Raw genomic sequence first — 22859 nt, forward strand, 5'->3', positions numbered from 1 at the left:
GTACGTATTGTTGCGATACATTTAAAATATCGGTGTCAGCGGAAAATAACTAAATAGAGCCGGCCACATTTTTTCCGGATAAAATCGGGTACCCATAACAGAGTTCCCTGCTATCAATACGATATAAAAAAGAAAAAAACCGCCATCACCTTAAATACCGTCAACTTTGACGGCTTTTATCGGAATGATAATGACTGATTTTATTTGATGTATTAGGCGAACAGGTTTAATTTTATGCAAATATATATTGGCTGTGTCTTTAGAACTGTCTTTTTCATACCGATATTATAAGTATTAACATTCATTCGCAGGCAGGATAATAATATGGCTTCAATAACATCGTTAGGAATTGGTTCAGGTCTGGATACAGCAAACATGCTCGAGCAGCTCAAATACAACGAGCAAAAGCGTCTGCTGCCTTATACCAATATGCAGAACAGCTATGAGTCGAAAATCTCTGCCTGGGGGCAGATTTCAAGCTCGCTGGATGCCCTGAATAAAAGCATCAAACCGCTGCAGGGTGATGCCTTTCACGCGGTAAATGTCAGCAGCAACAAAGCGTTTACCGCAACCGCAACATCCGGTGCAATCGCGGACAGCCATAGCGTGACAGTGTCACAGCTGGCAATGTCACATAAAGTCAAAACTCAGCCACTGGGCCCTAACCAGAATGCCGATACCCCGCTGGGAGAGCAGGGCCAGGGTTCACGGACTGTCGTCATCGAGCAGAAAGACGGCTCCGAAATGCGCGTGGAGCTGAAAGATGATGAAACATCACTGAACCAGATTGCCAAAGCCATTAACAAGGAAGATGGTGATGTTCACGCAAGTGTACAGAATACTGATCAGGGTCCGCAGTTAGTACTGACGTCTAAAACGACCGGTACTGACGGTGAAATGAGTGTCCGGGTTGAGGGTGATCAGGAACTGGATGATGTCCTGCATTTCGAGAACGGTCAGTCGGAGGAGGACGGTCAGCCGGGGATGAGAACCGTTGCAGCCGCACAGGATGCAAAACTGACGGTTGACGGCAGTTCTTATACCCGTTCAAGCAACACTATCGACGATATCCTGACCGGTGTGACGCTCGAACTGAAAGAAGTCTCCGAAAAGGATCCCACTAGTAAGGATGGTTGGAAGGCGGAAACGTTGTCTCTGACACCGGATATGTCTCAGTATAAAACCAGCATTCAGAATTTCGTGACTGAGTACAATGCGCTGATTAATCAGACCACCGCATCCAGTAAATATGTACCGAGTGATTCCTCCGGATTAACTAATAATGACGTCCAGAGACCTAACTCAGAAAATGGCGCCTTAATGGGTGATTCCATGCTCCGCGGCCTGGTCAATGAAACCCGTACCGCGGTTAACGGCGTCTACGGCGAAAATGGTGCAGAGTACCGGTCATTAGCGGATATCGGTATCACTATCGACCCGAAAACCGGTCTCATGACGCTGAGTGAAGACAAGCTTGATGCCGCGATTGCAAATGACCCTGATGCCGTTGCCAATATTTTTATGGATAAAAACGGCAATGAAGGATTAGCCAGCACCTTAGGCGGGATTATCACCAAATATAATGGTGATCCTGACAAAAAGATTGACGGATCAATCAAAGCCGCGACTGACAGCCTGAATAAACAAGTCGAGCAGGTCAAAGAACAGATTGAGAGAACACAGAAACTGATTGATGCACAGGTTGAGCGTTATCGTATCCAGTTCCAGACCCTGGATACCACGATGGCCAGCCTCAACAGCACCAGTAATCAGCTCGGCGCTCTCATTTCAACATTAAATAACTAATATTTTGTTTTCCGGACAGGAGACATCTCCTGTCCTTTTTTCTGCTACGGAATACATGATGTATACACCTCACAGCTCTAATTCTTATGCGCAGGTCGATTTACAAAGCAAGCTGATTGGTGCAACACCGCACCAGTTAATTACCATGCTGTTTGACGGCGCTCATAACGCTATTTTGCGGGCAAAAATCTATTTTGCTAATGGCAATATCGCGAAGCGTGGTGAAATGATCTCGAAAGCCATCAATATCCTTGATAATGGTTTGCGGGCATCCCTGGATCACGAAATCGGCACCACTATTTCGGCTGATTTAGAGAGCCTTTACGAATACATGTCACGAACGCTGCTTAACGCAAATTTAAAAAATGACCCGGCTTTACTTACCCATGTGGATGAGATATTGATGAATCTGGCCGATACATGGAAAGAAATTTCGCCAAATACAAGAGGTTAACAATGAATAAAACCACTTCCGCCTGTTTTCAGGATGTCTACAAAGAAAACCTGTCTCTGCTTGAAATGGCACGGGAAGAACGCTGGGATGAGTTCGCTGAACAGGCAGAACGTTATGTGATTATGATTCATGATGTCTTCGGCATGGAAATTGATGAACTTGATTCCGAAGGAAAGCGCTCTCTGCTGAAAATTATGCAGGATATTCAGGATAATGAGAAAGAAATGACCGATAAATTAAAACAACGCCTTTCTTTTCTCAAAGAGAATATGTCAAGACTTCATCACGGCAACAAATGCAGCCAGCTCTACAGTAATCAGTTTATCTCAGTAAAACAAAATTACCGTTAAACGCATCCGGCTTACCGCTCAGAGACAGTCTGCCTGTTAATATCAGTTCACTTTATAGTTCATGGTCAGCGAGTTCCGGAGTACTCTCAGAGGAGGACGGAGCTGGCCAATAGCATTCACACTATACACAAAATAGTATGACTCATCCGCAGGCCACCGGGATTTCGGTGTGAACTGCCCGCTTAAACCATACAGTTTTTCACACCCTCCTGAGTAACACAGCTGAATCTTCAGCCCTGCCGGCGGCGGGGACAATAACGCAACCTGCCAGTAAATCCGGGTGGCCGAGGCCTGCAGCGGAACAGACGCCGGCGCCTCCAGTACATTGCCTCTCATTGACTGGCGGCCCACACTAAGGAGGCCGCCTGCGGATTCTTTTTGCCATGATCCGGTTGTGTTTGCCTGAAGATCCGGACAGAACAACGCCACAATCAGCAAAAGGATCTTTTTACCGGTCATGAGGCATTATCCCCGCCGATAACGGCCGTAATGCGTACTGTCCGGTTATTACTGATTTCCATATTGGAGAGCACCACCAACTGAGGATAAGCCCGGCGCAGGAAGCGCGACAGCATAACGCGAAGCAGCGGCGTGGTTAATAATACCGGTGTCACGCCCAGCGCGGTTTGCTGAGTAATGGCCCGTTCAGTCTGCGACAGTAAGTTTGCGGCGATACCCGGTTCAATCGATGTGCCGTTCTGTATTGACTGAATAAGCAGACGTTCAATCGTGGTATCCAGGCCGATAACCTGGCATTCCTCACTTCCCGGGAACCATTGCTGGGTGATCGCCCTGCCAAGGCTGATACGAACCTGAGAGGTCAGGTCATCCGGATCCGTTATCGTGCCGCAATTGTCGGCAAGGGTATCAATAATCGTGCGCATATCGCGGATAGAGACACGTTCAGATAACAGGTTTTGCAGTACTTTGTGGAAAAGCGTAATCGAAACCAGTCCCGGAATCACATCCTCAACCAGTTTTGGTGATTCTTTGGTCAGGCGATCCAGAAGCATCTGCGTTTCCTGACGGCTGAACAGTTCATCAGTATGTAAGACAATAAGATGGTTCAGGTGCGTGGCAATTACAGAGCTCGGGTCAACCACGGTATAATTGAGTGTCTGCGCCTCTTCACGCAACACTTCCTCAATCCAGTATGCCGGTAAACCGAATGCCGGGTCTTCGCACATGATCCCTGACAGTTCCCCGTCAGCGCAGCCCGGGTTAATCGCCATCCAGCGCTCAGGCTGAACCTCACCACGGCCGATTTCAACACCTTTGAGCAGGATCCGGTAAACGGTCGGTGCCAGGTCAAGATTATCCCTGATATGCACGGAAGGCAGTAAGAATCCCATATCCTGAGCGAATTTTTTACGGATCCCGCGGATACGTGTCAGTAACTGGCCGTCCTGATTACTGTCAACCATCGGAATAAGGCGGTAGCCCACTTCCAGCCTGAGCACATCTTCCATCTGCACATCATTCCAGGACACTTCGGAAGCCTGTGTTTCTTCCTGTTGCAGCTTTTTCACGGCTTCATCTGTATTTTCGCCGCCGGATGCTTCTTTTTTCTCATCCCGGCCGCGTAACCACCACGCCAGAGATAACAACGCGATCGTAAATACCAGGAAGATGAAATTCGGCATGCCCGGAATTAATCCCAGCAGGCCGATAACCGCTGCGGAAAGCACCATGACGCGCGGGCTGCTTAACAGCTGTCCGACCATCTGCTCACCGACATCCTGTTCGGTGGATACACGGGTAACGATAACACCGGCAGCGGTGGAAATAATTAAGGCAGGGATCTGGGCAACAAGGCCATCACCGATAGTCAGCAAGGTATATGTTTCACCCGCCTGGGCGAATGACATATTATGCTGGGTCATCCCGATCAATAATCCGCCGATAAGGTTAATTGCCATGATCAGCAGGCCGGCAATCGCATCACCGCGCACAAATTTACTGGCACCGTCCATCGAACCGTAAAAATCGGCTTCCTGAGTGACATCTTTACGGCGTTTGCGGGCCTCAGCTTCGCCGATCAGACCGGCATTTAAATCCGCATCGATCGCCATCTGTTTACCCGGCATACCATCCAGGGCAAAACGGGCACCCACTTCCGCAATACGCCCCGCACCTTTGGTGATAACCATAAAGTTAATAATAATCAGAATGGCAAAAACCACGATACCGATGGCAAAGTTACCGCCGACCAGAAAATGACCGAATGCCTCAATAACATGCCCTGCCGCCGCCGGGCCATTGTTCCCGTCCATCAGAACAACACGGGTTGATGCAATATTCAGAGCCAGCCGCAGCAAGGTGGAGAACAGCAAAATAGTCGGGAATGCCGAAAACTCCAGGGTATTCTGGTTAAACATTGCCACCATCAAAATCATCAGAGAAAGGACGATATTGAACGTAAATAATGCATCCAGAATAAACGGCGGCAACGGCAGAACCATCATTGCAAGGATCATGATGATCAGTACAGGGCCTGCAAGAATCTGCCATTGTGTCTGTTTAAAATTCGGTAAACGTAATTTACCGGCGAGATTAGCCATTTCTTGTTACTCTCTGGTTTGAAAATCCATATCCCGCGGAACGGGTAAATTATCGGGTGATTTCGGTTTAATACCCCCGCTGTTACGCCAGCGTCTGATACCGTAAACCCAGGCAAGGACTTCTGCGACAGCGCTGTACAATGTTACCGGGATCTGTTCTCCCGGCTCACAATGGCGATAAAGCGCCCTCGCCAGCGGAGGTGCCTCAAGCGAGGGGATCCCGTGCTCTTTTCCCAGTTCACGGATCCGCAGTGCAACTTCACCGGCGCCTTTTGCCAGAACCACCGGGGCAGACATTCCGTTTTCTTTGTACGACAACGCGACGGAATAATGCGTCGGGTTATTGACGATAACGTCGGCATCAGGAACATCCGCCATCATCCTGCCGCGGGCCGCCGCGCGCTGTAACTGGCGGATACGTCCTTTAACCTGCGGATCACCTTCCTGCTGTTTAAATTCATCCCTGATTTCCTGGCGGCTCATCCGGAGTTTCTTCAGATTGCTCATAATCTGGTAAAAAACGTCGTAACCGGCGACAGGAATTAAAAACAAAATCACAGTCAGCAGGGCGTAAAGTATCAGCATCATGGCATCACCTAATGCCCCGACAACCGATTGGTTAACTAATTGAATAAAATATGATTTATTAAGATAGAAAAATAATGCACCGGCACACCCGACTAATGCGACTTTCAGGACACCTTTTAATAATTCAGAAAGCACCTGCTTTGACAGCAGACGCTTAAATCCCGCAACGGGAGAGATACGCTTTAAATCAACCTTGATAGATTTGGCACTTAAGTTCAGTCCGCCAAGCAGCAGCGGGGAAGCAATACCGGTAATATACAGCCCGAGCATAAAAGGCAGCACCGCTTTCATTGCCATACCAAACAGGTTATCCATCTGATAAAACATACGGTTAGTTTCAATTGCTGCGCTGATATCAAACCTCAGCCCTTCAGACAGCAATTGTGAGAGCCCTCTTACCAGGTAGCTTCCGGATGAAAACATAAGTGCCCATCCCACCAATAACATCATCACGGATGTTAATTCTTTCGAACGGGGAATTTGTCCTTCTTTGCGTGCCTTCTCCCGTTTATGGGGGGTGGGGTCTTCTGTTTTTTCTACATCACTTTCTTCTGCCATAAGCGTTCCGGGTCAGTCAGAAAATAAAAAACAGAAAATGGCAGCTGTGATAAACAGCCGCTCCGCAGACACCCTTTACCGCAACACATCAGAAGCCAAGGCTCTCGAGTAAATCGTCCACCTGATCCTGTGTCGCAACAACACCTGTTTTACTCTGGTCAATCTGAGGACCGTTTTTGAGATCATCCTTTTTATCCGCAGGTGCCGTTTCAGATTCAGGCATATTTTCAACCAGAACCTGGACCAGCTCTTTTTCCAGTGCTTCAATCAGTTTCATCATCCGCTGAATAACCTGACCGGTCAGATCCTGGAAATCCTGAGCCATCATGATTTCCATCAGCTGCTCATTCGTCTGTCCGGCAAGCACCGGTACGGCGGTCAGAAATGCCCGCGTATCCGTGACTAACTCTTTGGCAACCGGCATTTCCACCGGTTTATCAAACCACTCATCCCACCGCGTGGTTAATTCGGTGGATCTGCTGCTCAGCTCATCCTGCAAAGGACGGGCGATTTCCACACAGTTCAGCGCACGTTCTGCCGCCTGTGATGTTTTACTCACAATATAATTCAGACGATCACGGGCATCCGGAATTGCTTCTGCCGCATCCATAATCGCGCGATCAAGTCCCAGATTCGTCAGACTATCGCGCAACAAACGGGTCAACTGACCTATGCGTGAGAAAATACTCCGGAAATTTTCAGTCGAATGCTGACTCACCTGCGTATCCATCATTTACCACCCGAGTTTTTCAAATATTTTATTCAGCTTTTCTTCCAGTATTGCTGCTGTAAATGGTTTAACAACATACCCGTTTGCACCTGCCTGAGCGGCTGCAATGATATTTTCCTTTTTGGCTTCCGCAGTCACCATCAGCACCGGAAGCGCGGCTAACGCCGGGTCTTTACGGATTTCAGTCAGCAGCTGCAGGCCGTCAACATTCGGCATATTCCAGTCACTGATGACAAAATTGAATGTTGATTCACGTAATTTTTCCAGAGCATCCTGACCATCTTCGGCTTCTTCCACATTATTGAACCCGAGATCCTTGAGTAAATTGCGGACAATGCGCCGCATTGTAGAAAAGTCGTCAACGACTAAGAAACGAAGATTTTTATCTGCCATTACATTTTCCTGATTGTTTAATATTAACCAACATCACACCGGTTACAGTGCTGAGAAATTAAATACGGTTCGCCTGACCAACGATATTATTGAGGATGCTGCGGGCTATCTGATCGAGGTCAGTCACTTCGCAGGCCGCATCCAGTTTGACGGCTTCACGCGGCATACCGTAGACCACACATGTTTTTTCACTCTGTGCAATCGTCCATGCACCGGCCTGGCGCATAGCCAGCAATCCCTGGGCACCGTCACTGCCCATCCCGGTAAGAAGCGCACCAACGGCATTTTTACCGGCCACTTTGGCAACAGAGCACAACAGTGAGTCAACCGATGGCCGGTGGCGGTTAATCGGCGGCAGTTCGTTAAGGCTTAAATGATAATTCGCGCCGCTGCGGACTAATTCCATATGCTTACCGCCGGGCGCAATATACGCATGCCCGGGTAAAACACGGTCGCCGTCCTCGCCTTCTTTGACGGAAATCGCGCATAATTTATTCAGCCGTTCAGCAAAAGAGTGCGTGAATCCCGGCGGCATATGCTGAGCAATAACGATTCCCGGGCAGGTTAACGGCATCGGTGTCAGTACGTGACGTAATGCTTCCGTTCCTCCGGTCGAGGCACCAATCGAGATAATCTTTTCACTTCCGACCAGCGGCGTCTTAATCGCCGCAGGCTTAATCGCCCGGTTATCGCGGCGATAAACCCGGGCTTTTGCCGCCATGCGGATCTTTTCAACAATCATCTCGCTGTAATTGCGCATACTATTTTGCAGATCCATCTGCGGCTTTGTAATAAAATCCACGGCACCGAGTTCTAATGCACTTAACGTAATTTCAGAACCTTTATGCGTTAATGATGAAACCATAATGACGGGCATTGGCCGTAAACGCATCAGACGCTCAAGGAAATTAAGACCATCCATACGCGGCATTTCAACATCCAGCGTCAGAACATCCGGATTATGAATTTTAATTAAATCCCGGGCGATAATAGGATCTAAAGCCACAGCCACCATTTCCATATCAGGCTGGCTGTTAACAATACTGGTCATAATATTTCGGATTAACGTAGAATCATCCACGCACATTACTTTAATCTTTTTCATTATTCCCCTTTACTTTCCCTCTCCGTCAAGTACATAGACTGACTGTCCTTTTAAACGAAAGGGTGTGGTGGATTTACTGAAATGTTCAGAATGACCGATAAATAATAATCCGCCGGGTTTAAGCATTTTAGCAAATCGGTTAATAATAGTTTCCTGAGTTTTCTGATCGAAATAAATCAGAACATTACGGCAGAAGATAGAATCAAAGGGTGCCGGAACATTCCAGGTACTATTTATAAGATTAAGTCGTTCATAATGAATACAGGAGGCCAGCTCTTTTTTTACTTTAACCAGTTGGCTCTGATCATTTTTACCCCGCAGAAACCAGCGTTTTTTCTGCTCAGGCGTCAGCGATTCAATATCTCTCAGCTGATATAAGCCTTGTTTGGCTTTTAATAATACATCAGTATCGATATCTGTTGCCCACACCCGCGGCGGTGTCAGAGACGGGCCAAGCGTCTCTTCAAGCGTTATTGCGATTGATAACGGCTCTTCACCGGTCGATGCGGCGGTACACCACACGGAATAATTATTCGGGCGGGAACGGGCATGCTCTGCAAGAATAGGAAAGTGATACGCTTCCCGGAAAAACGATGTCAGGTTGGTTGTCAGCGCATTGATAAAATGCTGCCACTCACCATCGTTCGTGCTGTTTTCCAGGATAGTTATATATTCTTTGAATGAACGGACGTCGAGTTTCCGCAGTCTGCGTGAGAGACGGTTAAATACCATATCGCGCTTTTGCCCGGATAAAACAATACCGGCACGACGATAAATAAGTTCATTGATTTTTGTCAGTTCTGACTCGTTCAGACTAAGTTGAATATATTCACCCGGGTCTGAACTTCCCCCAACATTATTTTTATTTAACATGTCTGCTTAAACTCTGGTCTTGGTTACCGGAAATAACCTGAAAATCGGATATGACTTCTTACTGTTGTACGTATCTGAGTATTATATTTAAGCAATATATCAAATACACAAAAATCAATGGTTAAACAGACATATTCATAATTTCCTGGTACGCATTGACCAGCTTATTCCGGACCTGCACACCAAGGTTTAACGCAACTGATGATTTTTGCAAAGATACCATAACGTCATCCAATCCGACCCCCGGCGCACCAACCATATATTGTTGCGCCTGACTTTTCGCACTGACTTGCAAATCACTAATATTACTTATACTCTGAAACAAAATATCATTGAAATTCGTGGTTTTTGGCTGTTCGTTAATACGACCGGCCTGCGACGCCCCTTTAATTTCATTTGCCTGGATATTAATTTGTTCCAGAATGTTATTCATTGCCTGAATTGACATGTTTTTCTTCTTAAATTTATTGAAATAATCTTACCCAGAATAATTCGTCAACTATATCATGAGCGCAAAAGTGCATCATAGCCTGATAAGTTCACACAAATAGGAACTTATTATGCATTGGTTGTCAGTCGGTCTTATGGATAATGTGCGGTGGTATTATCCGTGACAAAACACAATCAGCCTTATTTTTTATAAGGTCATATTAGCCTTTGTTTGGTAGTTGCTTTATTCATATATACAGGACTATGGCATGAATGCCACAACCGCGAGTAGCAAAAAAAATATCGCTGAAGAGTTCAAAGTCGCACTTGAACGCTTTCGGGCTAACCCGAAAATTATCTTTGCAATTGCAGCTGCAGCAGCACTCTCTGTTGTTGTTGCCTTACTGCTTTGGGCCAGAAGTCCTGACTATCGCTTGCTGTACAGTAACATCAGCGATCAGGATGCCGGGGCAATTGTCGCCCAGCTGGCGCAGATGCAGGTTCCTTATCGCTTTGAAGAGCATGGCGGCGCCATACTCATTCCGGCCGATCAGGTATACGAAGTACGTTTAAAACTGGCGCAACAGGGTTTACCAAAAGGCGGAACCGTCGGTTTTGAACTGATGGACCAGGAAAAATTTGGTATCAGCCAGTTCAGTGAGCAGATTAACTATCAACGGGCTCTGGAAGGCGAACTTTCCCGGACGATTGATACTATCGGCTCGATCAGTAATGCCCGTGTTCACCTGGCGTTACCGAAAGCATCACTCTTTGTCAGAGAACAAAAACAACCTTCGGCCTCTGTCACACTGACAATCGCCAGAGGGGGTACGCTGGATCCGAATCAGGTCAATGCGATTACGCACCTGGTGTCCAGTGCTGTTCCGGGCCTGACACCGGCCAATGTCACCATCGTTGATCAGAACGGTCAGCTGCTGACGCAAAATGGCGGACAAGGGACGCAGACCTCTCAGCTGAAATATACCGGCGAGATTGAAGCGGACTATCAGCGCCGGATCATTGCGATTCTGGCACCGATTGTCGGGGCCGGGAATGTCCGGGCTCAGGTGACCGCGCAGGTTGATTTTACTGAGCATGAACAAACGTCAGAACAATATCAGCCGAATACCGCCGCTGACAAAATGGCTATCCGCAGCCGTCAGAGCAGCTCTTCCGAGCAGGGCGGACGCAATGCCGCCGGCGGTGTTCCGGGGGCATTGAGTAATCAGCCGCCTGTCGCACCGGTCGCGCCGATTGAGGATCCGGCTGCCAATACCGCCGCTAACGGTAATGCAGGGAATAATGCCGGCAATAACGCAGGCAATGCAGCCCAGGGGCAGCAGGGAGCCGCGAATGCAAGAACCGCCGGTACACCATCCGTCCCTTACAGTCAGCGTAACGAGGAAACGACTAACTACGAAGTCGATAAAACCTTAACCCATACCCGCAAAAGTACGGGCACGCTGATGCGCTTATCTGCCGCCATCGTCATCAATAACCAGGTGAATGATGAGGGAGAGAGTATTGCGTTATCAAAAGAGCAGATGGATAAAATTGAAGCGCTTGCCAAAGAAGCCATCGGTTTCTCCGGCCCGCGCGGCGATACCCTGAATATCGTGAATACCCCTTTCAGCACACTGGACGATATTGCAACTCCGCCGCTGTGGGAACAACCCGCTGTTATCGATGCCGGTCTGACCGCACTGCGTTATCTGCTGGTGCTCATTGTGGCCTGGATTCTGTGGCGTAAAGCGGTTCAGCCATTCTGGATGAAGCACCATGAAATGGCACTTCAGCGCCTGGAGATGGAGAAAGAAAAACGTCAGGCTGAAATTGACGCCAAGCTCAAACGTGCAGAAGACAATTTACGCTCGAAAGCTGAACAGAAAATGCAGAGCGAAGAGAACATGCATAAGCTCCGTGAACTCGCAGAGCATGATTCACAAATTATCGCACTGGTTATCCGTCAGTGGATAAATAAGGAGCAAAAATCATCATGAATGCTTATGAAAAAAGCGCCATTGTCATGATTACGTTAGGTGATGAACGTGCTGCAGCTGTATTTAAGCATCTGAATACGCATGAAGTTACCGAAATAAGCAGCGCGATGGCCAAAATGAGCAGCTACACCTACGAACAGCTTTCGCAGGTGATGAGTGAATTCCATCGTGATGCCGGCGAGTATGCCACGCTCAATATTAATACCAATGAATATCTGCGTAATGTTCTGGTACGGGCGCTCGGTGAAGAGCGCGCCGCCAGCCTGCTTGAGGATCTGCTCGATACCCAGTCCAGTAATGACGGTATTGAAACACTGAACGACATGGAGCCGCAGTCTGTCTGTGATCTGATTCGTGACGAGCATCCGCAGATTATTGCCACGATTCTGGTTCACCTCAAACGCAGCCAGGCTGCGGATGTGCTGGCCCGGTTCGACGAGAAAACCCGTAATGACATCATGCTGCGTATTGCCACCTTCGGTGGTGTTCAGCCTGCCGCATTGCAGGAACTGACTGAGGTCCTGAATAATCTGCTGCACGGCCAGAATCTCAAACGAAGCAAGATGGGCGGCGTAAGACCGGCTGCGGAAATTCTGAACCTGATGAAAAGTCAGCAGGAAGATGCCGCCATTGCTGCCGTCAGAGAGTTTGACCAGGAACTGGCTCAGAAAATCATTGATGAAATGTTTCTGTTCGAAAACCTGGTGGAAATGGAAGACCGGAGTATTCAGCGGATCCTGCAGGATATCGAGCAGGAGTCGCTCATTATTGCACTTAAAGGCTCTGATCAGCAGTTACGTGACAAGTTCTTCCGTAACATGTCGCGCCGTCAGTCTGAAATTATGATCGACGACCTCAATACCCGTGGTCCGGTACGTATGTCTCAGGTAGAAACTGAACAGAAAAATATCCTTAACGTGGTAAGACGCCTCGCAGAAAGCGGTGAGATTGTTATTGGTGGTGGTGAAGATGTCTACGTCTGATAATGCTCCGCAAAATTCATGGCAGCCATGGGTACCGGCTGATTTATTAGCCGGCAGCAAGGACGACATGCCTGTGATCCCTGCCGACACGCAAAGCAATAATGCCGCGTCTGACGAAGCCTCCAGGGCCGAGCATGCCCGTCTGCGTCAGGCTGCGGAAAAAAAAGGGTTTGAGCAGGGAAGCTCACAAGGTTATGAGGCCGGACGGAAAGAAGGCTTTGATACCGGATTAGAAGAAGGCAGACAAAAAGGCCTGGAACAGGGCAAAGAAGAGATGGCGGCACAGCAGAAGGAAATGACTGACCGCCTGGGGGAGCTGATGCATAACCTGCAAAGCGCTCTCGACAATCTCGACTATGTTATCCCGTCCAGACTGATGCAGCTGGCACTGAGCGCCACACGCTCAGTGCTGGGCACACAGGCTATCGGTGATATCAGCACAACGCTGTTACAGGAACGTATAAAAGACATTCTCCGTGATGAGTCTCTGCTGAAAAATGAAGCCTGTTTATGGGTCAGTGAACAGGACAGTGAGCTGATTAAAGAACAGTTTTCAAAAACGCTGGCTGCCCGCGGCTGGTCACTGAATACGGACAGCCACATGTTACCCGGCGGGTGCCGTATCACCACCGACGAAATGGAGATCGACGAAAGCCTCGAAATGCGCTGGAAGATGCTGTGCGAGCTGGCACGCGAGGATAATTATAAATGACCTCCGGATTAAAAAAATGGCTTAACACACTGGATACCAAGGAAAAGGAAATCACAGAGTTACCGCCATACCGGCAATACGGAAAATTGGTCCGGGCAACCGGACTGGTCATGGAAGCGGCAGGGCTGAAACTGCCTATCGGGGCATTATGTTTTGTTGCCCGCGATAACGGCGGTGAGCAGCAGTACATCGAGAGTGAAGTCGTTGGCTTCAATGGCAAGACGCTCTATCTGATGCCGCTGGAGCATGTCGATGGCCTGTTGCCGGGCGCGCTGATTTACACTGAAAAAAAATATACCGCCGGTAAAAAACTGCCTCTGGGTAAAGAACTGCTCGGCCGGGTGCTTGACCCGAGAGCCAGGCCTCTTGATGGCCTGCCGGTTCCGGTATGTGAAAAGTACGGTGAACTGTTTACCGCTCCTTTCAACCCGCTCCTGCGCGATCCGATAAAGAATGTGCTGGATGTCGGTGTCCGGGCAATCAATGGTCTCCTGACCGTCGGACGCGGACAACGAATGGGGCTGTTTGCCGGATCCGGCGTCGGGAAAAGCGTACTCCTGGGGATGATGGCCCGTTACACAAAAGCGGACGTGATTGTCGTGGGATTAATCGGTGAACGGGGACGCGAAGTAAAAGACTTTATCGAAAATATTCTCGGTAAAGACGGCGTAAACCGTTCCGTGGTCATTGCTGCTCCGGCAGATGTCTCGCCTATCCTGCGTATGCAGGGGGCCGTTTATGCGACACGTATCGCCGAAGATTTCCGTGACAGCGGTCTGAATGTCCTGCTTATCATGGATTCACTGACCCGCTACGCCATGGCGCAGCGTGAAATAGCACTGGCGATCGGGGAACCGCCGGCCACGAAAGGGTATCCGCCTTCCGTGTTTGCCAAACTCCCTGCATTAGTGGAGCGGACCGGTAACGGCATCAAAGGCGGGGGTTCCATTACCGCTTTTTATACCGTACTGACAGAAGGTGATGACCAGCAGGATCCGATCGCGGATTCCGCCCGTGCCATTCTTGACGGGCATGTCGTACTTTCACGGCGGCTGGCAGAATCAGGCCATTATCCGGCGATTGATATTGAAGCATCCATAAGCCGGGCAATGACGGAAATCATCGCGCCTGCACATTACAAAAAGGTTCAGAGATTCAAACAATTACTCTCTGCATATCAGCGTAACCGCGATCTTATCAGCGTTGGCGCCTATGCGGCGGGTACTGACCCGTTACTGGATCAGGCAATAGCGCTCTACCCCCGTCTTGAGCGCTATCTGCAACAAGGTATTTATGAGCAAAGTGAATACGAAGCCTGTTACACACAGCTTTCCGCACTTTTTCCTGAGCTGCCTGATGAATAAACAGAGTGGATACTATGAGCCGTCATGACCCTATGGACGTATTACGCGACCTGGCCGATAAAAAACTGACCGATACCACGAACCATCTCGGAAAGATGCGGCAGGAATATGCTCATGCTAACAACCAGCTGACATCGCTCGAAAATTATGAGCAGGAATATCAGCAGCAAATGCAGTCAGGGATGACGGATAAAGGGATGACAGTCATTGAATTATTGTCACACCAATCATTTATTGCATCGCTTGGTAAGGTCATCAATCACCAGAAACACCAGGTGGAATTGTGTCAGCACTCTGTCGATAACGCGGTTGGTTTATGGCACAAGGATAAACAACGGCTTAATGCTTTCGACACACTGAAACAACGCGCTGAAGTCGCCCGCGTAATGCAGGAAAACCGGCGTGATCAAAAATTGATGGATGAATTCGCTCAACGTGTTACCCGCAGGAATACTTAAATGAATATAAATATGATACCTACCTATTCCGGCACGCCTGATAGTCTCAACCATCAGGATTACACCGGGCAGGGTGATTTTGCTGCTGATATGGCCGGTTATATGGCCTTGTTAGCCTCGGTAACAGACAATGCGTCTGAAAATAATGAGAAACCGCCGGAAGAAAACCCGGTCAATGAGATAGCACTCATTACCGCGCCGGTTAACACGCTCGAACAACCGATGCCGGCATTACCGTTACCGGCCGGTGCTGATCAGCCTGCCTTAACCGCTGACGGAAAACCGGTAGCCGGTGTACCGGCAGAAGGCGGTGATACCGCTGCTGAATCCCCGCTGATAAAAATGATGCCGGAAACCGACATCACCGCCGCAGCCGCTGACGTCCCTGATGAACTGGCAACCACCGCCGCGCAGGTCCGTGATGCCGTCAGTACCGTCAGACAGGATCCGGATAACCGGATGACGCTGGTGTCTGATAAAGCGCGGAATGCCCCGCCGGCCTCAGCGCCGCAACCGGCTGAAGTCTTATCCGGTAAACCTGCTGAACCTGTGGTACCGGTATACGGTAATATGCAGACAGATGAACCGGTTGTCAGTCATGAAAATACCCTTGCCGAAAAAACAACATTACTGCCGGCAGGGATTGCGGAAACCCGGCCTGCAACCATAACACCGGCCGCATCTGCCCCGGTTCCTGTATCAGTATTACCTCAGACAACCGGAACGGCTGAATGGCAAAAATCACTGGGACAGCAGATTGCGCTTTTCGCCCGTAATGGTATCCAGCATGCGGAACTGCGGTTACATCCGGAAGAGCTCGGCGCGGTGCAAATCAGTATGCGGATGAATAATGAGCGCATGCATATTCATTTCATCGCTGAGCACGCGCATGCCCGTGATGCCCTGGAAAATGCCCTGCCGAATTTACGTCAGTCATTAAATGAATCGGGGATTCAGCTCGGACAAAGCCATATCGGCGCAGATTCCGGAACCACGCCGGGCGATAAGCGGGCAGGAACACCGGAACGGATCAGAAAAGAAGATCCGGATATTCAGGAAGAGCATGAAGACCCGGCACCGGCAACACAATTAACTTATTATCGTAATGGTATCAATACTTTCGCCTGACGATAAGGGAATCAACCCGTAAACTGCCGGCATTAATTTTCGCTTTTCACTGAATTGTCTAACTGATGAGATGTAATAAGATACACATCTCATCTTTATTGCCATTTTTGGCATACAGATTTTTATACAGGAATTAATTCAAGAATGGCCAGGAAGAAACAAAAAAAAAGTGAAGGAAAATCTAAGTTTCCATTTCTTTTACTATTAATGATGAGTCTGACTATCTCTGCAATCGCATTTGCAGGGTATATGTGGTTTGAACATCAGAAAGTAAAAGATACATTAATGAATACCGCATCGGAAACTGTAGCCAGACCAGCTGTTGTCTCACCTGAGCCGATTTATTTTCCTCTGGAAGCCTTTACGATCAGCCTGAAACCATCAGTGCCGGGAAGCCCTAAGATTTTATATATCGGCCTGACGCTGAGACTGGCGAACGAAACGTCAAAACAAAATATTGAGAAATTTTTACCGGAAATCCGCAGTCGTTTACTGATGTTATTTTCTCATCAGGAACCGGGTGATTTATTAAACGACGAAGGTAAGCAGCGTTTGATGTCTGAAATTAAAGATGTAATAAATAAGTCTTTGAACGGTCAGGACAGCATACAGATAACAGATGTCTTATTTAATGCATTTATACTACGGTAATATTTATGTCTGATAGTTTTTTATCCCAGGCTGAAATTGATCTGCTGTTAAATGGTGAAAACCAGGGAGAAAACAGCAGTTCTGAAGATAAGCTGAATCTTGATGCGAATATCAAGCCTTACGATCCGAATACACAACGCCGTGTTATTCGTGAACGTCTGCATTCACTTGAGATCATCAATGAACGTTTTGCACGGCAGTTTCGCAGCGGCTTATTTAATTTATTACGCCGTAGCCCTGACGTCACTGTAGGCGGGATAAAAATTCAGCCTTATCATGAGTTTGCCCGTAACCTTCCGGTACCGACAAACCTGAATTTAGTGCATCTGAATCCTTTGCGCGGGACCGCATTATTCGTTTGTTCGCCTAATCTGGTCTTTATTGCCGTTGATAACCTGTTTGGCGGGGATGGTCGTTTTCCGACAAAAGTTGACGGCCGTGAATTCACCCCGACAGAACAACGCATAATTAACCGCATGCTGAACATGGCATTACAGGCCTATGATGAAGCCTGGAGTTCTATTTTTCCGCTGAAAACAGAATATGTCCGTTCTGAAATACAAGTGAAATTCACAAATATCACATCATCACCAAATGATATTGTGGTCACCACACCATTTTATGTTGAGGTGGGATCACACAGTGGTGAGTTTGATATTTGTATTCCTTTCAGCATGATTGAGCCTATCAGAGAATTACTGATGAATCCGCCGCTGGAAAACTCCCGGCAGGAAAATACAAACTGGCGTAACACACTCGCGCAGCAGGTCAAAAATACTGAGCTCGAACTGGTGTCAACGTTAGTGAATATTCCGACACGTCTTTCTGATGTATTAAAAATGAAGAAGGACGACATTATTTCATTTGATAAACCCGATTTAATTGAAGCTGCTGTTGACGGAGTTCCCGTACTGTCAGCGAAATATGGCTGCAGAGAAAATCAGTATGCTTTACAAGTCGAGAATCTCATTCCCTCGGCTTTATTATCATTTACAAAGGAATAGTTGAAAAATGAGTGATAACGAAACTTCACCAACCGGAAATCAGGATAATTTAGATGACCTGTGGGGAAGTGCTATGAGTGAGCAGTCCGCAGCTGAGACATCAGAGCAGAATAAAACATCCAATGCGGCGACTGACCATATCACAAACAGCTTCCCTGAAGATCTCAATCTGATTCTGGATATTCCGGTAAACATGACCGTTGAACTCGGAAGAACAAAGATGACGATTAAAGAACTTCTGAGGTTAAACCAGGGGTCAATCGTTTCACTGGATGGTCTGGCCGGTGAACCTCTTGATATTTTAATTAATGGCTACCTGATTGCCCAGGGTGAAGTCGTCGTTATCTCGGATAAATTTGCGATACGTATTACCGATATTATTACGCCTTCCGAACGGATCCATCGTCTGAGCCGATAATGACAACACAAGCACAATCAACAACGCAGACAACAACACCGGAAGGCCCTGTATTTACACCGGGGGGCCTTATCAGTGAGGTAGGAGGAGGATTAGTCCTGGTACTTCTCCTCTTCGTTGTTGGTGCGTGGGTAGCTAAACGGTTACGTTTTTTTTCCGGAAAAACCGGCAACGGATCAAACCTGGTTACCGTCAGACATAACCAGCTTATCGGACAACATGGCCGGTTAGTCGTCGTTGAATTCAATGAACAATTGTTATTATTAGGTGTCTGTCAGCAAAATATGCAATGTCTGGCCACAATGGAAAAACCGGCTGAAGAACTATCAGATCCTGTCCCGGCACCCTTCAAAAACATACTGAAAGGACTGACCGCCGGGAAAAGCGGAGCTGATAAAAATGATGCGTAAACATTACATTATTCCTGTACTGACAGCGGTATTTTCACTGTTACTCCCTCAGTTCGCCTGGGCTGCAAACAGTGATCTCCTGCTGATGCGGGACGGCCACTCGGAAGGCTGGTCATTACCGGTTCAGACACTGGTTCTGTTAACGTCACTGACATTTTTACCGGCCTGTTTACTGCTGATGACCGGGTTTACCCGGATTATCATCGTGCTGGGATTATTACGCAGTGCGCTGGGAACACCATCAACCCCCCCAAACCAGGTCTTATTAGGTCTCGCATTATTTTTGACCTTTTTTGTTATGGCGCCTGTGTTCAGTGATGTTTATGAAAATGCCTGGGTACCGCTGTCAGAAGATAAAATCACGATGGAAGAAGCGCTGCCGAGAGCGGAACAGCCTTTCAGGGCGTTTATGCTGGAACATACCCGTGAAAGTGATTTAGCGCTGTTTACCCGTATCGCCAAACATGATAACTACGCGACACCGCAGGATGTACCGCTGCGGGTTCTGATGCCGGCCTTCGTTATCAGTGAACTGAAAACCGGATTTCAGATAGGTTTTACCGTTTTCATTCCTTTTCTGATCATTGACCTGGTGGTTGCCAGCGTACTGATGGCATTAGGTATGATGATGGTTCCGCCTGCGACAATTTCACTCCCCTTCAAGCTGATGCTTTTCGTGCTTGTTGACGGCTGGCAGCTGGTCATGGGATCGCTGGCACAAAGCTTTTACAGTTAAATTTAAGGAAGCAGCATGACACCAGAAAGTATTATGGGTATGGGCTATGAGGCCATCAAAGTCGGCCTGATTATTGCGCTTCCTCTGCTTCTGACCGCCCTGGGGACAGGTCTGGTTGTCAGTATTCTGCAGGCATCAACCCAAATCAACGAAATGACGTTGTCATTCATCCCTAAAATTTTAATGATCGTTGTTGTCGGTATTATGCTTGGTCCTAAAATGCTGGTGATTTTCCTGGATTATATGCATACCCTTTATGCCAATATTCCGGGTTCAGTGGGGTAACCCTTGCTCTCGCTTTCCGTTCTCAGTTTATACCCCCTGATTAACCAATACTTTTGGCCGTTTTTACGTATTCTTGCCGTCTTCAGTTCATCGCCGATTTTTAATGAAAAAGAAATCAATAAAAAAACCAAAATCGCACTGGCGATGATACTGACGTTACTGGTTGCGCCCGGCCTTCCTCAGACACAAGTCAATATATTTTCAATCGATGCGTTATGGGTCGGTATCCAGCAAATACTGATTGGCGTGGCCATGGGGCTGACAATACAGTTTATTTTCATTGCTATCCGCCATGCCGGGGAGATTATCGGTTTGCAGATGGGTCTTTCGTTTGCAACGTTTTATGACCCTTCAGGCGGGCAAAACATGCCTGTTATCTCACGTATCCTGAATTTACTGGCAACACTGCTTTTCCTCGCCTTCAACGGTCATCTGATGCTGATTGATGCACTGGTTATGAGTTTCGATGCGATACCTATCCAGCACAAACTCCTGAGATCCGAAGGATTTATGATTTTTGTGCAGACATCGGGACTAATTTTCACCAGCGGCATGATCCTGGCTCTGCCTATTGTCAGCGTATTGCTTTGCCTGAACCTGATTATGGGTATACTCAACCGGCTGACACCACAGTTATCAATATTTGTCGTTGGTTTTCCGCTGTCATTAAGCATTGGTATGCTGTCACTGAGTTTACTGATGTACTCGTTCTCTCCTTTCTTTCAGAGATTGATTAACGCCATTTTTGAAAACCTGTCATCGGTACTGATAGGATTCAGTGTGGTATAAGATTTCTCACACCACTATAATTTTATTATTGATTATGTTACATCTGGTAAAATATTTACTCTCATCCGGACGCTTCTGTATATATTTTCATTCCGACATTTAGTCTCCTTATTTCCCTGCCGATATATACGTATGGGAGATGATATATATGGAATTAAAACCTATAAATTGGGTATATTTCCATCAATTATCTCTTTGAATTAGTTTCCGCACGGCACACTTCGGATAAAATTGTTTATTCACATAATAACAACATTTATATGTTATATATAAATAAACAATAAATTAATTTACATCCGGTGAAGATAATACTTAAACCAGAGGTTTTACATGTTAAAAAGAATAAAAACATCACGATTTTTATTATGTTTTGTTTTGATATTAATGATATCGCAGTTAATAACCGGTACTTTTTTTTACACATCTATCGTTAATATAGGAAATGATTTTTCTGCTGTTATTTTGATAAAACAACGAATTGATCTGGTTAATGATTCAGCAGCAAATTTACAACAAGCAAGACTTGATGCATCCCGTGCAGCCGCCAGGTTTGATAACAACCGGATTGCGCAGGGCGAAGCGATTTTAAGCACCGCCATGGCCGCACTGAAAAAATCCAAAGAAGAGTGGGATACTGCTGACGCTATTCCAAGCCGGGTCAATCCTGAATTGCTGAGTGAGTTATCAAAAAACTATAATGCATATCATCTGAGCATTGAAAAAATGCTGAATATATTAAAAAACAACGCTATGGAAGAATTTCACAATTATGATATAACACCTCAGCGTGAAGCTTTTGATAAAATTTACTCAAAATATCTTAGCGACGTTGATTTAATTGTATCAGAAATGAATGATTCCGTTGATGAATTCATCAAAAAAATATCATTTATTATAATATCTTTAATATTTATCTTTTTATTAATAATATTAGCCATTTTATTTGGTTTTAAAAAGCTTTTAACATCACCACTTGATCGGGCGATAAATTATATACATGACATTTCAAACGGAAACCTGACAAACAATATTGATAAGTCCGGATTCAATGAAATATATCTGCTGACAGATGCATTAGATAATATGCAAAACTCTCTGGCTGATATTGTCGATAATGTCCGTTCCGGAACCGATGCGATTTATACCGGTATCAGCGAAATCGCCACAGGAAATAATGATCTGTCCTCCCGTACTGAACAGCAGGCTTCAGCACTGGAAGAAACCGCAGCCAGTATGGAAGAACTGACATCCACGGTAAAACAAAACGCAGAGAATGCCCTTCAGGCCAGCCACTTATCACAGAATGCGTCAGATACGGCCCGCAAAGGCAGTCAGGTGGTTGACAGCGTTGTGCAGACCATGCGGGATATTTCGGGCAGTTCGCAGAAAATTTCAGATATTATCAGTGTGATCGACGGCATTGCCTTCCAGACCAACATTCTGGCACTGAATGCGGCAGTGGAAGCCGCCCGTGCCGGCGAGCAGGGCCGCGGATTTGCTGTCGTGGCCGGTGAAGTGCGTAATCTGGCCCAGCGCAGCGCGCAGGCGGCCCGTGAGATCAAAAATCTGATTGAAGATTCTGTCAGCCGTGTGGATGTGGGGTCAAAACAGGCGGAAAGTGCCGGTGAAACCATGACGGAGGTTGTCAGCGCTGTTACCCGGGTGACTGACATTATGGGCGAAATTGCCTCGGCATCGGAAGAACAAAGCCGTGGTATTGACCAGGTCGGCCGGGCGGTATCAGAAATGGATACGGTTACTCAGCAGAATGCGGCACTGGTACAGGAGTCCGCTTCCGCTGCCGCCGCACTGGAAGACCAGGCCGGCAGACTGACGGATGCGGTCGCGATCTTCAATATCCGGAATGCCCTGCAAAGCCCGGTACACAAAACAAGGGCCGCCTCTTTTGTTACGAATACGCAGGTAACGCCGCATCATGCCATGCCGGCGGGTGGCAAAGAAAAATACGAGGAAGAGTGGGAAGCATTCTGAGGAACATCCGTCAGGATGTTATCTGATATAGCGGGTTAAACGTTACCGGACAGGTATCAGGATTTGATCCTTATACCTAATC

24 protein-coding genes are annotated in these 22859 nt (G+C 47.3%); 17 read left to right on the plus strand and 7 right to left on the minus strand.

Annotation, left to right across the window (positions count from 1 at the left end):
* Positions 1–324: 324 nt before the first annotated feature.
* The 3 genes from fliD to N7387_RS18940 are packed head-to-tail and all read left to right on the plus strand — an operon-like array spanning position 325 to position 2610.
* Positions 325–1806, plus strand: a complete 1482-nt coding sequence (gene fliD / locus N7387_RS18930) for a flagellar filament capping protein FliD (protein ID WP_279800674.1) — start codon at positions 325–327, stop codon at positions 1804–1806.
* 58 nt (positions 1807–1864) lie between these two features.
* Positions 1865–2260, plus strand: coding sequence for a flagellar export chaperone FliS (gene fliS / locus N7387_RS18935; protein WP_262862906.1), 396 nt, complete (start codon positions 1865–1867; stop codon positions 2258–2260).
* Between the two features lie 2 nt (positions 2261–2262).
* Positions 2263–2610, plus strand: a complete 348-nt coding sequence (locus tag N7387_RS18940) for a flagellar protein FliT (protein ID WP_025152265.1) — start codon at positions 2263–2265, stop codon at positions 2608–2610.
* Between the two features lie 455 nt (positions 2611–3065).
* Here N7387_RS18940 and flhA read toward each other — a convergent pair whose 3' ends face one another.
* From flhA to fliE, 7 genes are all read right to left on the minus strand, one after another.
* Entirely contained in the window at positions 3066–5171 is a 2106-nt protein-coding gene (gene flhA, locus N7387_RS18945) for a flagellar biosynthesis protein FlhA (protein WP_262862868.1), read from the minus strand.
* Positions 5172–5177: 6 nt separating this feature from the next.
* Entirely contained in the window at positions 5178–6317 is a 1140-nt protein-coding gene (gene flhB, locus N7387_RS18950; protein WP_279800675.1) for a flagellar biosynthesis protein FlhB, read from the minus strand.
* 88 nt (positions 6318–6405) lie between these two features.
* A complete protein-coding gene (gene cheZ / locus N7387_RS18955; RefSeq protein ID WP_262864594.1) occupies positions 6406–7047 on the minus strand; it encodes a protein phosphatase CheZ in 642 nt (213 codons plus the stop codon).
* A 3-nt stretch (positions 7048–7050) separates the two neighbouring features.
* A complete protein-coding gene (cheY, locus tag N7387_RS18960) occupies positions 7051–7440 on the minus strand; it encodes a chemotaxis response regulator CheY (protein WP_025152332.1) in 390 nt (129 codons plus the stop codon).
* 58 nt (positions 7441–7498) lie between these two features.
* Positions 7499–8545 (minus strand): chemotaxis response regulator protein-glutamate methylesterase, encoded by a 1047-nt coding sequence (locus N7387_RS18965; protein WP_025152331.1) that lies wholly within the window; start codon positions 8543–8545, stop codon positions 7499–7501.
* 9 nt (positions 8546–8554) lie between these two features.
* A complete protein-coding gene (locus N7387_RS18970; protein WP_279800676.1) occupies positions 8555–9418 on the minus strand; it encodes a CheR family methyltransferase in 864 nt (287 codons plus the stop codon).
* A gap of 121 nt (positions 9419–9539) precedes the next feature.
* The gene (fliE, locus tag N7387_RS18975) at positions 9540–9866 is read right to left on the minus strand and encodes a flagellar hook-basal body complex protein FliE (protein WP_025152329.1); all 327 of its coding nucleotides are present in this window, start codon (positions 9864–9866) and stop codon (positions 9540–9542) included.
* Between the two features lie 250 nt (positions 9867–10116).
* Between fliE and fliF the strand changes: the two genes are divergently transcribed.
* The 14 genes from fliF to N7387_RS19045 all read left to right on the plus strand — a co-directional run bounded on the left by fliF (position 10117) and on the right by N7387_RS19045 (position 22777).
* Entirely contained in the window at positions 10117–11847 is a 1731-nt protein-coding gene (gene fliF, locus N7387_RS18980) for a flagellar basal-body MS-ring/collar protein FliF (RefSeq protein WP_279800677.1), read from the plus strand.
* The gene (gene fliG / locus N7387_RS18985; RefSeq protein WP_262860400.1) at positions 11844–12830 is read left to right on the plus strand and encodes a flagellar motor switch protein FliG; all 987 of its coding nucleotides are present in this window, start codon (positions 11844–11846) and stop codon (positions 12828–12830) included. Before fliF ends, fliG begins: the two co-directional genes overlap by 4 nt.
* Positions 12817–13542, plus strand: a complete 726-nt coding sequence (locus N7387_RS18990) for a flagellar assembly protein FliH (RefSeq protein WP_279800678.1) — start codon at positions 12817–12819, stop codon at positions 13540–13542. The genes fliG and N7387_RS18990 overlap by 14 nt, the downstream gene beginning before the upstream one ends.
* Positions 13539–14906 carry a flagellar protein export ATPase FliI gene (gene fliI, locus N7387_RS18995; RefSeq protein WP_025152325.1) on the plus strand — a complete coding sequence of 456 codons (1368 nt, stop codon included), beginning with the start codon at positions 13539–13541 and terminating at the stop codon, positions 14904–14906. The genes N7387_RS18990 and fliI overlap by 4 nt, the downstream gene beginning before the upstream one ends.
* A gap of 14 nt (positions 14907–14920) precedes the next feature.
* On the plus strand, positions 14921–15364 hold the full coding sequence (gene fliJ, locus N7387_RS19000; protein WP_029990702.1) for a flagellar export protein FliJ: 444 nt from the start codon (positions 14921–14923) through the stop codon (positions 15362–15364).
* On the plus strand, positions 15365–16492 hold the full coding sequence (locus tag N7387_RS19005; protein ID WP_279800679.1) for a flagellar hook-length control protein FliK: 1128 nt from the start codon (positions 15365–15367) through the stop codon (positions 16490–16492).
* A gap of 144 nt (positions 16493–16636) precedes the next feature.
* Positions 16637–17143 carry a flagellar basal body-associated protein FliL gene (gene fliL, locus N7387_RS19010; protein ID WP_025152322.1) on the plus strand — a complete coding sequence of 169 codons (507 nt, stop codon included), beginning with the start codon at positions 16637–16639 and terminating at the stop codon, positions 17141–17143.
* A gap of 5 nt (positions 17144–17148) precedes the next feature.
* Positions 17149–18147: a flagellar motor switch protein FliM gene (gene fliM / locus N7387_RS19015; protein ID WP_045137778.1), complete on the plus strand. Its 999-nt coding sequence runs from the start codon at positions 17149–17151 to the stop codon at positions 18145–18147.
* A gap of 7 nt (positions 18148–18154) precedes the next feature.
* Complete coding sequence (gene fliN, locus N7387_RS19020; RefSeq protein ID WP_025152320.1) at positions 18155–18565, plus strand: flagellar motor switch protein FliN; 411 nt, start codon at positions 18155–18157, stop codon at positions 18563–18565.
* Positions 18565–18975, plus strand: coding sequence for a flagellar biosynthetic protein FliO (locus tag N7387_RS19025; protein ID WP_279800680.1), 411 nt, complete (start codon positions 18565–18567; stop codon positions 18973–18975). Before fliN ends, N7387_RS19025 begins: the two co-directional genes overlap by 1 nt.
* Positions 18965–19711 carry a flagellar type III secretion system pore protein FliP gene (gene fliP, locus N7387_RS19030; protein ID WP_347815244.1) on the plus strand — a complete coding sequence of 249 codons (747 nt, stop codon included), beginning with the start codon at positions 18965–18967 and terminating at the stop codon, positions 19709–19711. The genes N7387_RS19025 and fliP overlap by 11 nt, the downstream gene beginning before the upstream one ends.
* Positions 19712–19726: 15 nt before the next feature.
* Positions 19727–19996, plus strand: a complete 270-nt coding sequence (locus N7387_RS19035; protein WP_279800681.1) for a flagellar biosynthetic protein FliQ — start codon at positions 19727–19729, stop codon at positions 19994–19996.
* Between the two features lie 3 nt (positions 19997–19999).
* On the plus strand, positions 20000–20785 hold the full coding sequence (gene fliR / locus N7387_RS19040) for a flagellar biosynthetic protein FliR (RefSeq protein ID WP_025152316.1): 786 nt from the start codon (positions 20000–20002) through the stop codon (positions 20783–20785).
* Positions 20786–21634: 849 nt separating this feature from the next.
* On the plus strand, positions 21635–22777 hold the full coding sequence (locus N7387_RS19045; protein WP_347815245.1) for a methyl-accepting chemotaxis protein: 1143 nt from the start codon (positions 21635–21637) through the stop codon (positions 22775–22777).
* The last annotated feature ends 82 nt before the right edge of the window (positions 22778–22859 follow it).

The organism is Morganella sp. GD04133 (assembly GCF_029835375.1).
Classification (GTDB): Bacteria; Pseudomonadota; Gammaproteobacteria; order Enterobacterales; family Enterobacteriaceae; genus Morganella; species Morganella morganii_B.

What these genes read in the sequence shown, in the direction of transcription:
- fliD (WP_279800674.1), top strand. Translation starts at nt 325, where the DNA reads ATGGCTTCAATAACATCGTTAGGAATTGGTTCAGGTCTGGATACAGCA.
- fliS (WP_262862906.1), top strand. Translation starts at nt 1,865, where the DNA reads ATGTATACACCTCACAGCTCTAATTCTTATGCGCAGGTCGATTTACAA.
- N7387_RS18940 (WP_025152265.1), top strand. Translation starts at nt 2,263, where the DNA reads ATGAATAAAACCACTTCCGCCTGTTTTCAGGATGTCTACAAAGAAAAC.
- flhA (WP_262862868.1), bottom strand. Translation starts at nt 5,171, where the DNA reads ATGGCTAATCTCGCCGGTAAATTACGTTTACCGAATTTTAAACAGACA.
- flhB (WP_279800675.1), bottom strand. Translation starts at nt 6,317, where the DNA reads ATGGCAGAAGAAAGTGATGTAGAAAAAACAGAAGACCCCACCCCCCAT.
- cheZ (WP_262864594.1), bottom strand. Translation starts at nt 7,047, where the DNA reads ATGGATACGCAGGTGAGTCAGCATTCGACTGAAAATTTCCGGAGTATT.
- cheY (WP_025152332.1), bottom strand. Translation starts at nt 7,440, where the DNA reads ATGGCAGATAAAAATCTTCGTTTCTTAGTCGTTGACGACTTTTCTACA.
- N7387_RS18965 (WP_025152331.1), bottom strand. Translation starts at nt 8,545, where the DNA reads ATGAAAAAGATTAAAGTAATGTGCGTGGATGATTCTACGTTAATCCGA.
- N7387_RS18970 (WP_279800676.1), bottom strand. Translation starts at nt 9,418, where the DNA reads ATGTTAAATAAAAATAATGTTGGGGGAAGTTCAGACCCGGGTGAATAT.
- fliE (WP_025152329.1), bottom strand. Translation starts at nt 9,866, where the DNA reads ATGTCAATTCAGGCAATGAATAACATTCTGGAACAAATTAATATCCAG.
- fliF (WP_279800677.1), top strand. Translation starts at nt 10,117, where the DNA reads ATGAATGCCACAACCGCGAGTAGCAAAAAAAATATCGCTGAAGAGTTC.
- fliG (WP_262860400.1), top strand. Translation starts at nt 11,844, where the DNA reads ATGAATGCTTATGAAAAAAGCGCCATTGTCATGATTACGTTAGGTGAT.
- N7387_RS18990 (WP_279800678.1), top strand. Translation starts at nt 12,817, where the DNA reads ATGTCTACGTCTGATAATGCTCCGCAAAATTCATGGCAGCCATGGGTA.
- fliI (WP_025152325.1), top strand. Translation starts at nt 13,539, where the DNA reads ATGACCTCCGGATTAAAAAAATGGCTTAACACACTGGATACCAAGGAA.
- fliJ (WP_029990702.1), top strand. Translation starts at nt 14,921, where the DNA reads ATGAGCCGTCATGACCCTATGGACGTATTACGCGACCTGGCCGATAAA.
- N7387_RS19005 (WP_279800679.1), top strand. Translation starts at nt 15,365, where the DNA reads ATGAATATAAATATGATACCTACCTATTCCGGCACGCCTGATAGTCTC.
- fliL (WP_025152322.1), top strand. Translation starts at nt 16,637, where the DNA reads ATGGCCAGGAAGAAACAAAAAAAAAGTGAAGGAAAATCTAAGTTTCCA.
- fliM (WP_045137778.1), top strand. Translation starts at nt 17,149, where the DNA reads ATGTCTGATAGTTTTTTATCCCAGGCTGAAATTGATCTGCTGTTAAAT.
- fliN (WP_025152320.1), top strand. Translation starts at nt 18,155, where the DNA reads ATGAGTGATAACGAAACTTCACCAACCGGAAATCAGGATAATTTAGAT.
- N7387_RS19025 (WP_279800680.1), top strand. Translation starts at nt 18,565, where the DNA reads ATGACAACACAAGCACAATCAACAACGCAGACAACAACACCGGAAGGC.
- fliP (WP_347815244.1), top strand. Translation starts at nt 18,965, where the DNA reads ATGATGCGTAAACATTACATTATTCCTGTACTGACAGCGGTATTTTCA.
- N7387_RS19035 (WP_279800681.1), top strand. Translation starts at nt 19,727, where the DNA reads ATGACACCAGAAAGTATTATGGGTATGGGCTATGAGGCCATCAAAGTC.
- N7387_RS19045 (WP_347815245.1), top strand. Translation starts at nt 21,635, where the DNA reads ATGAATGATTCCGTTGATGAATTCATCAAAAAAATATCATTTATTATA.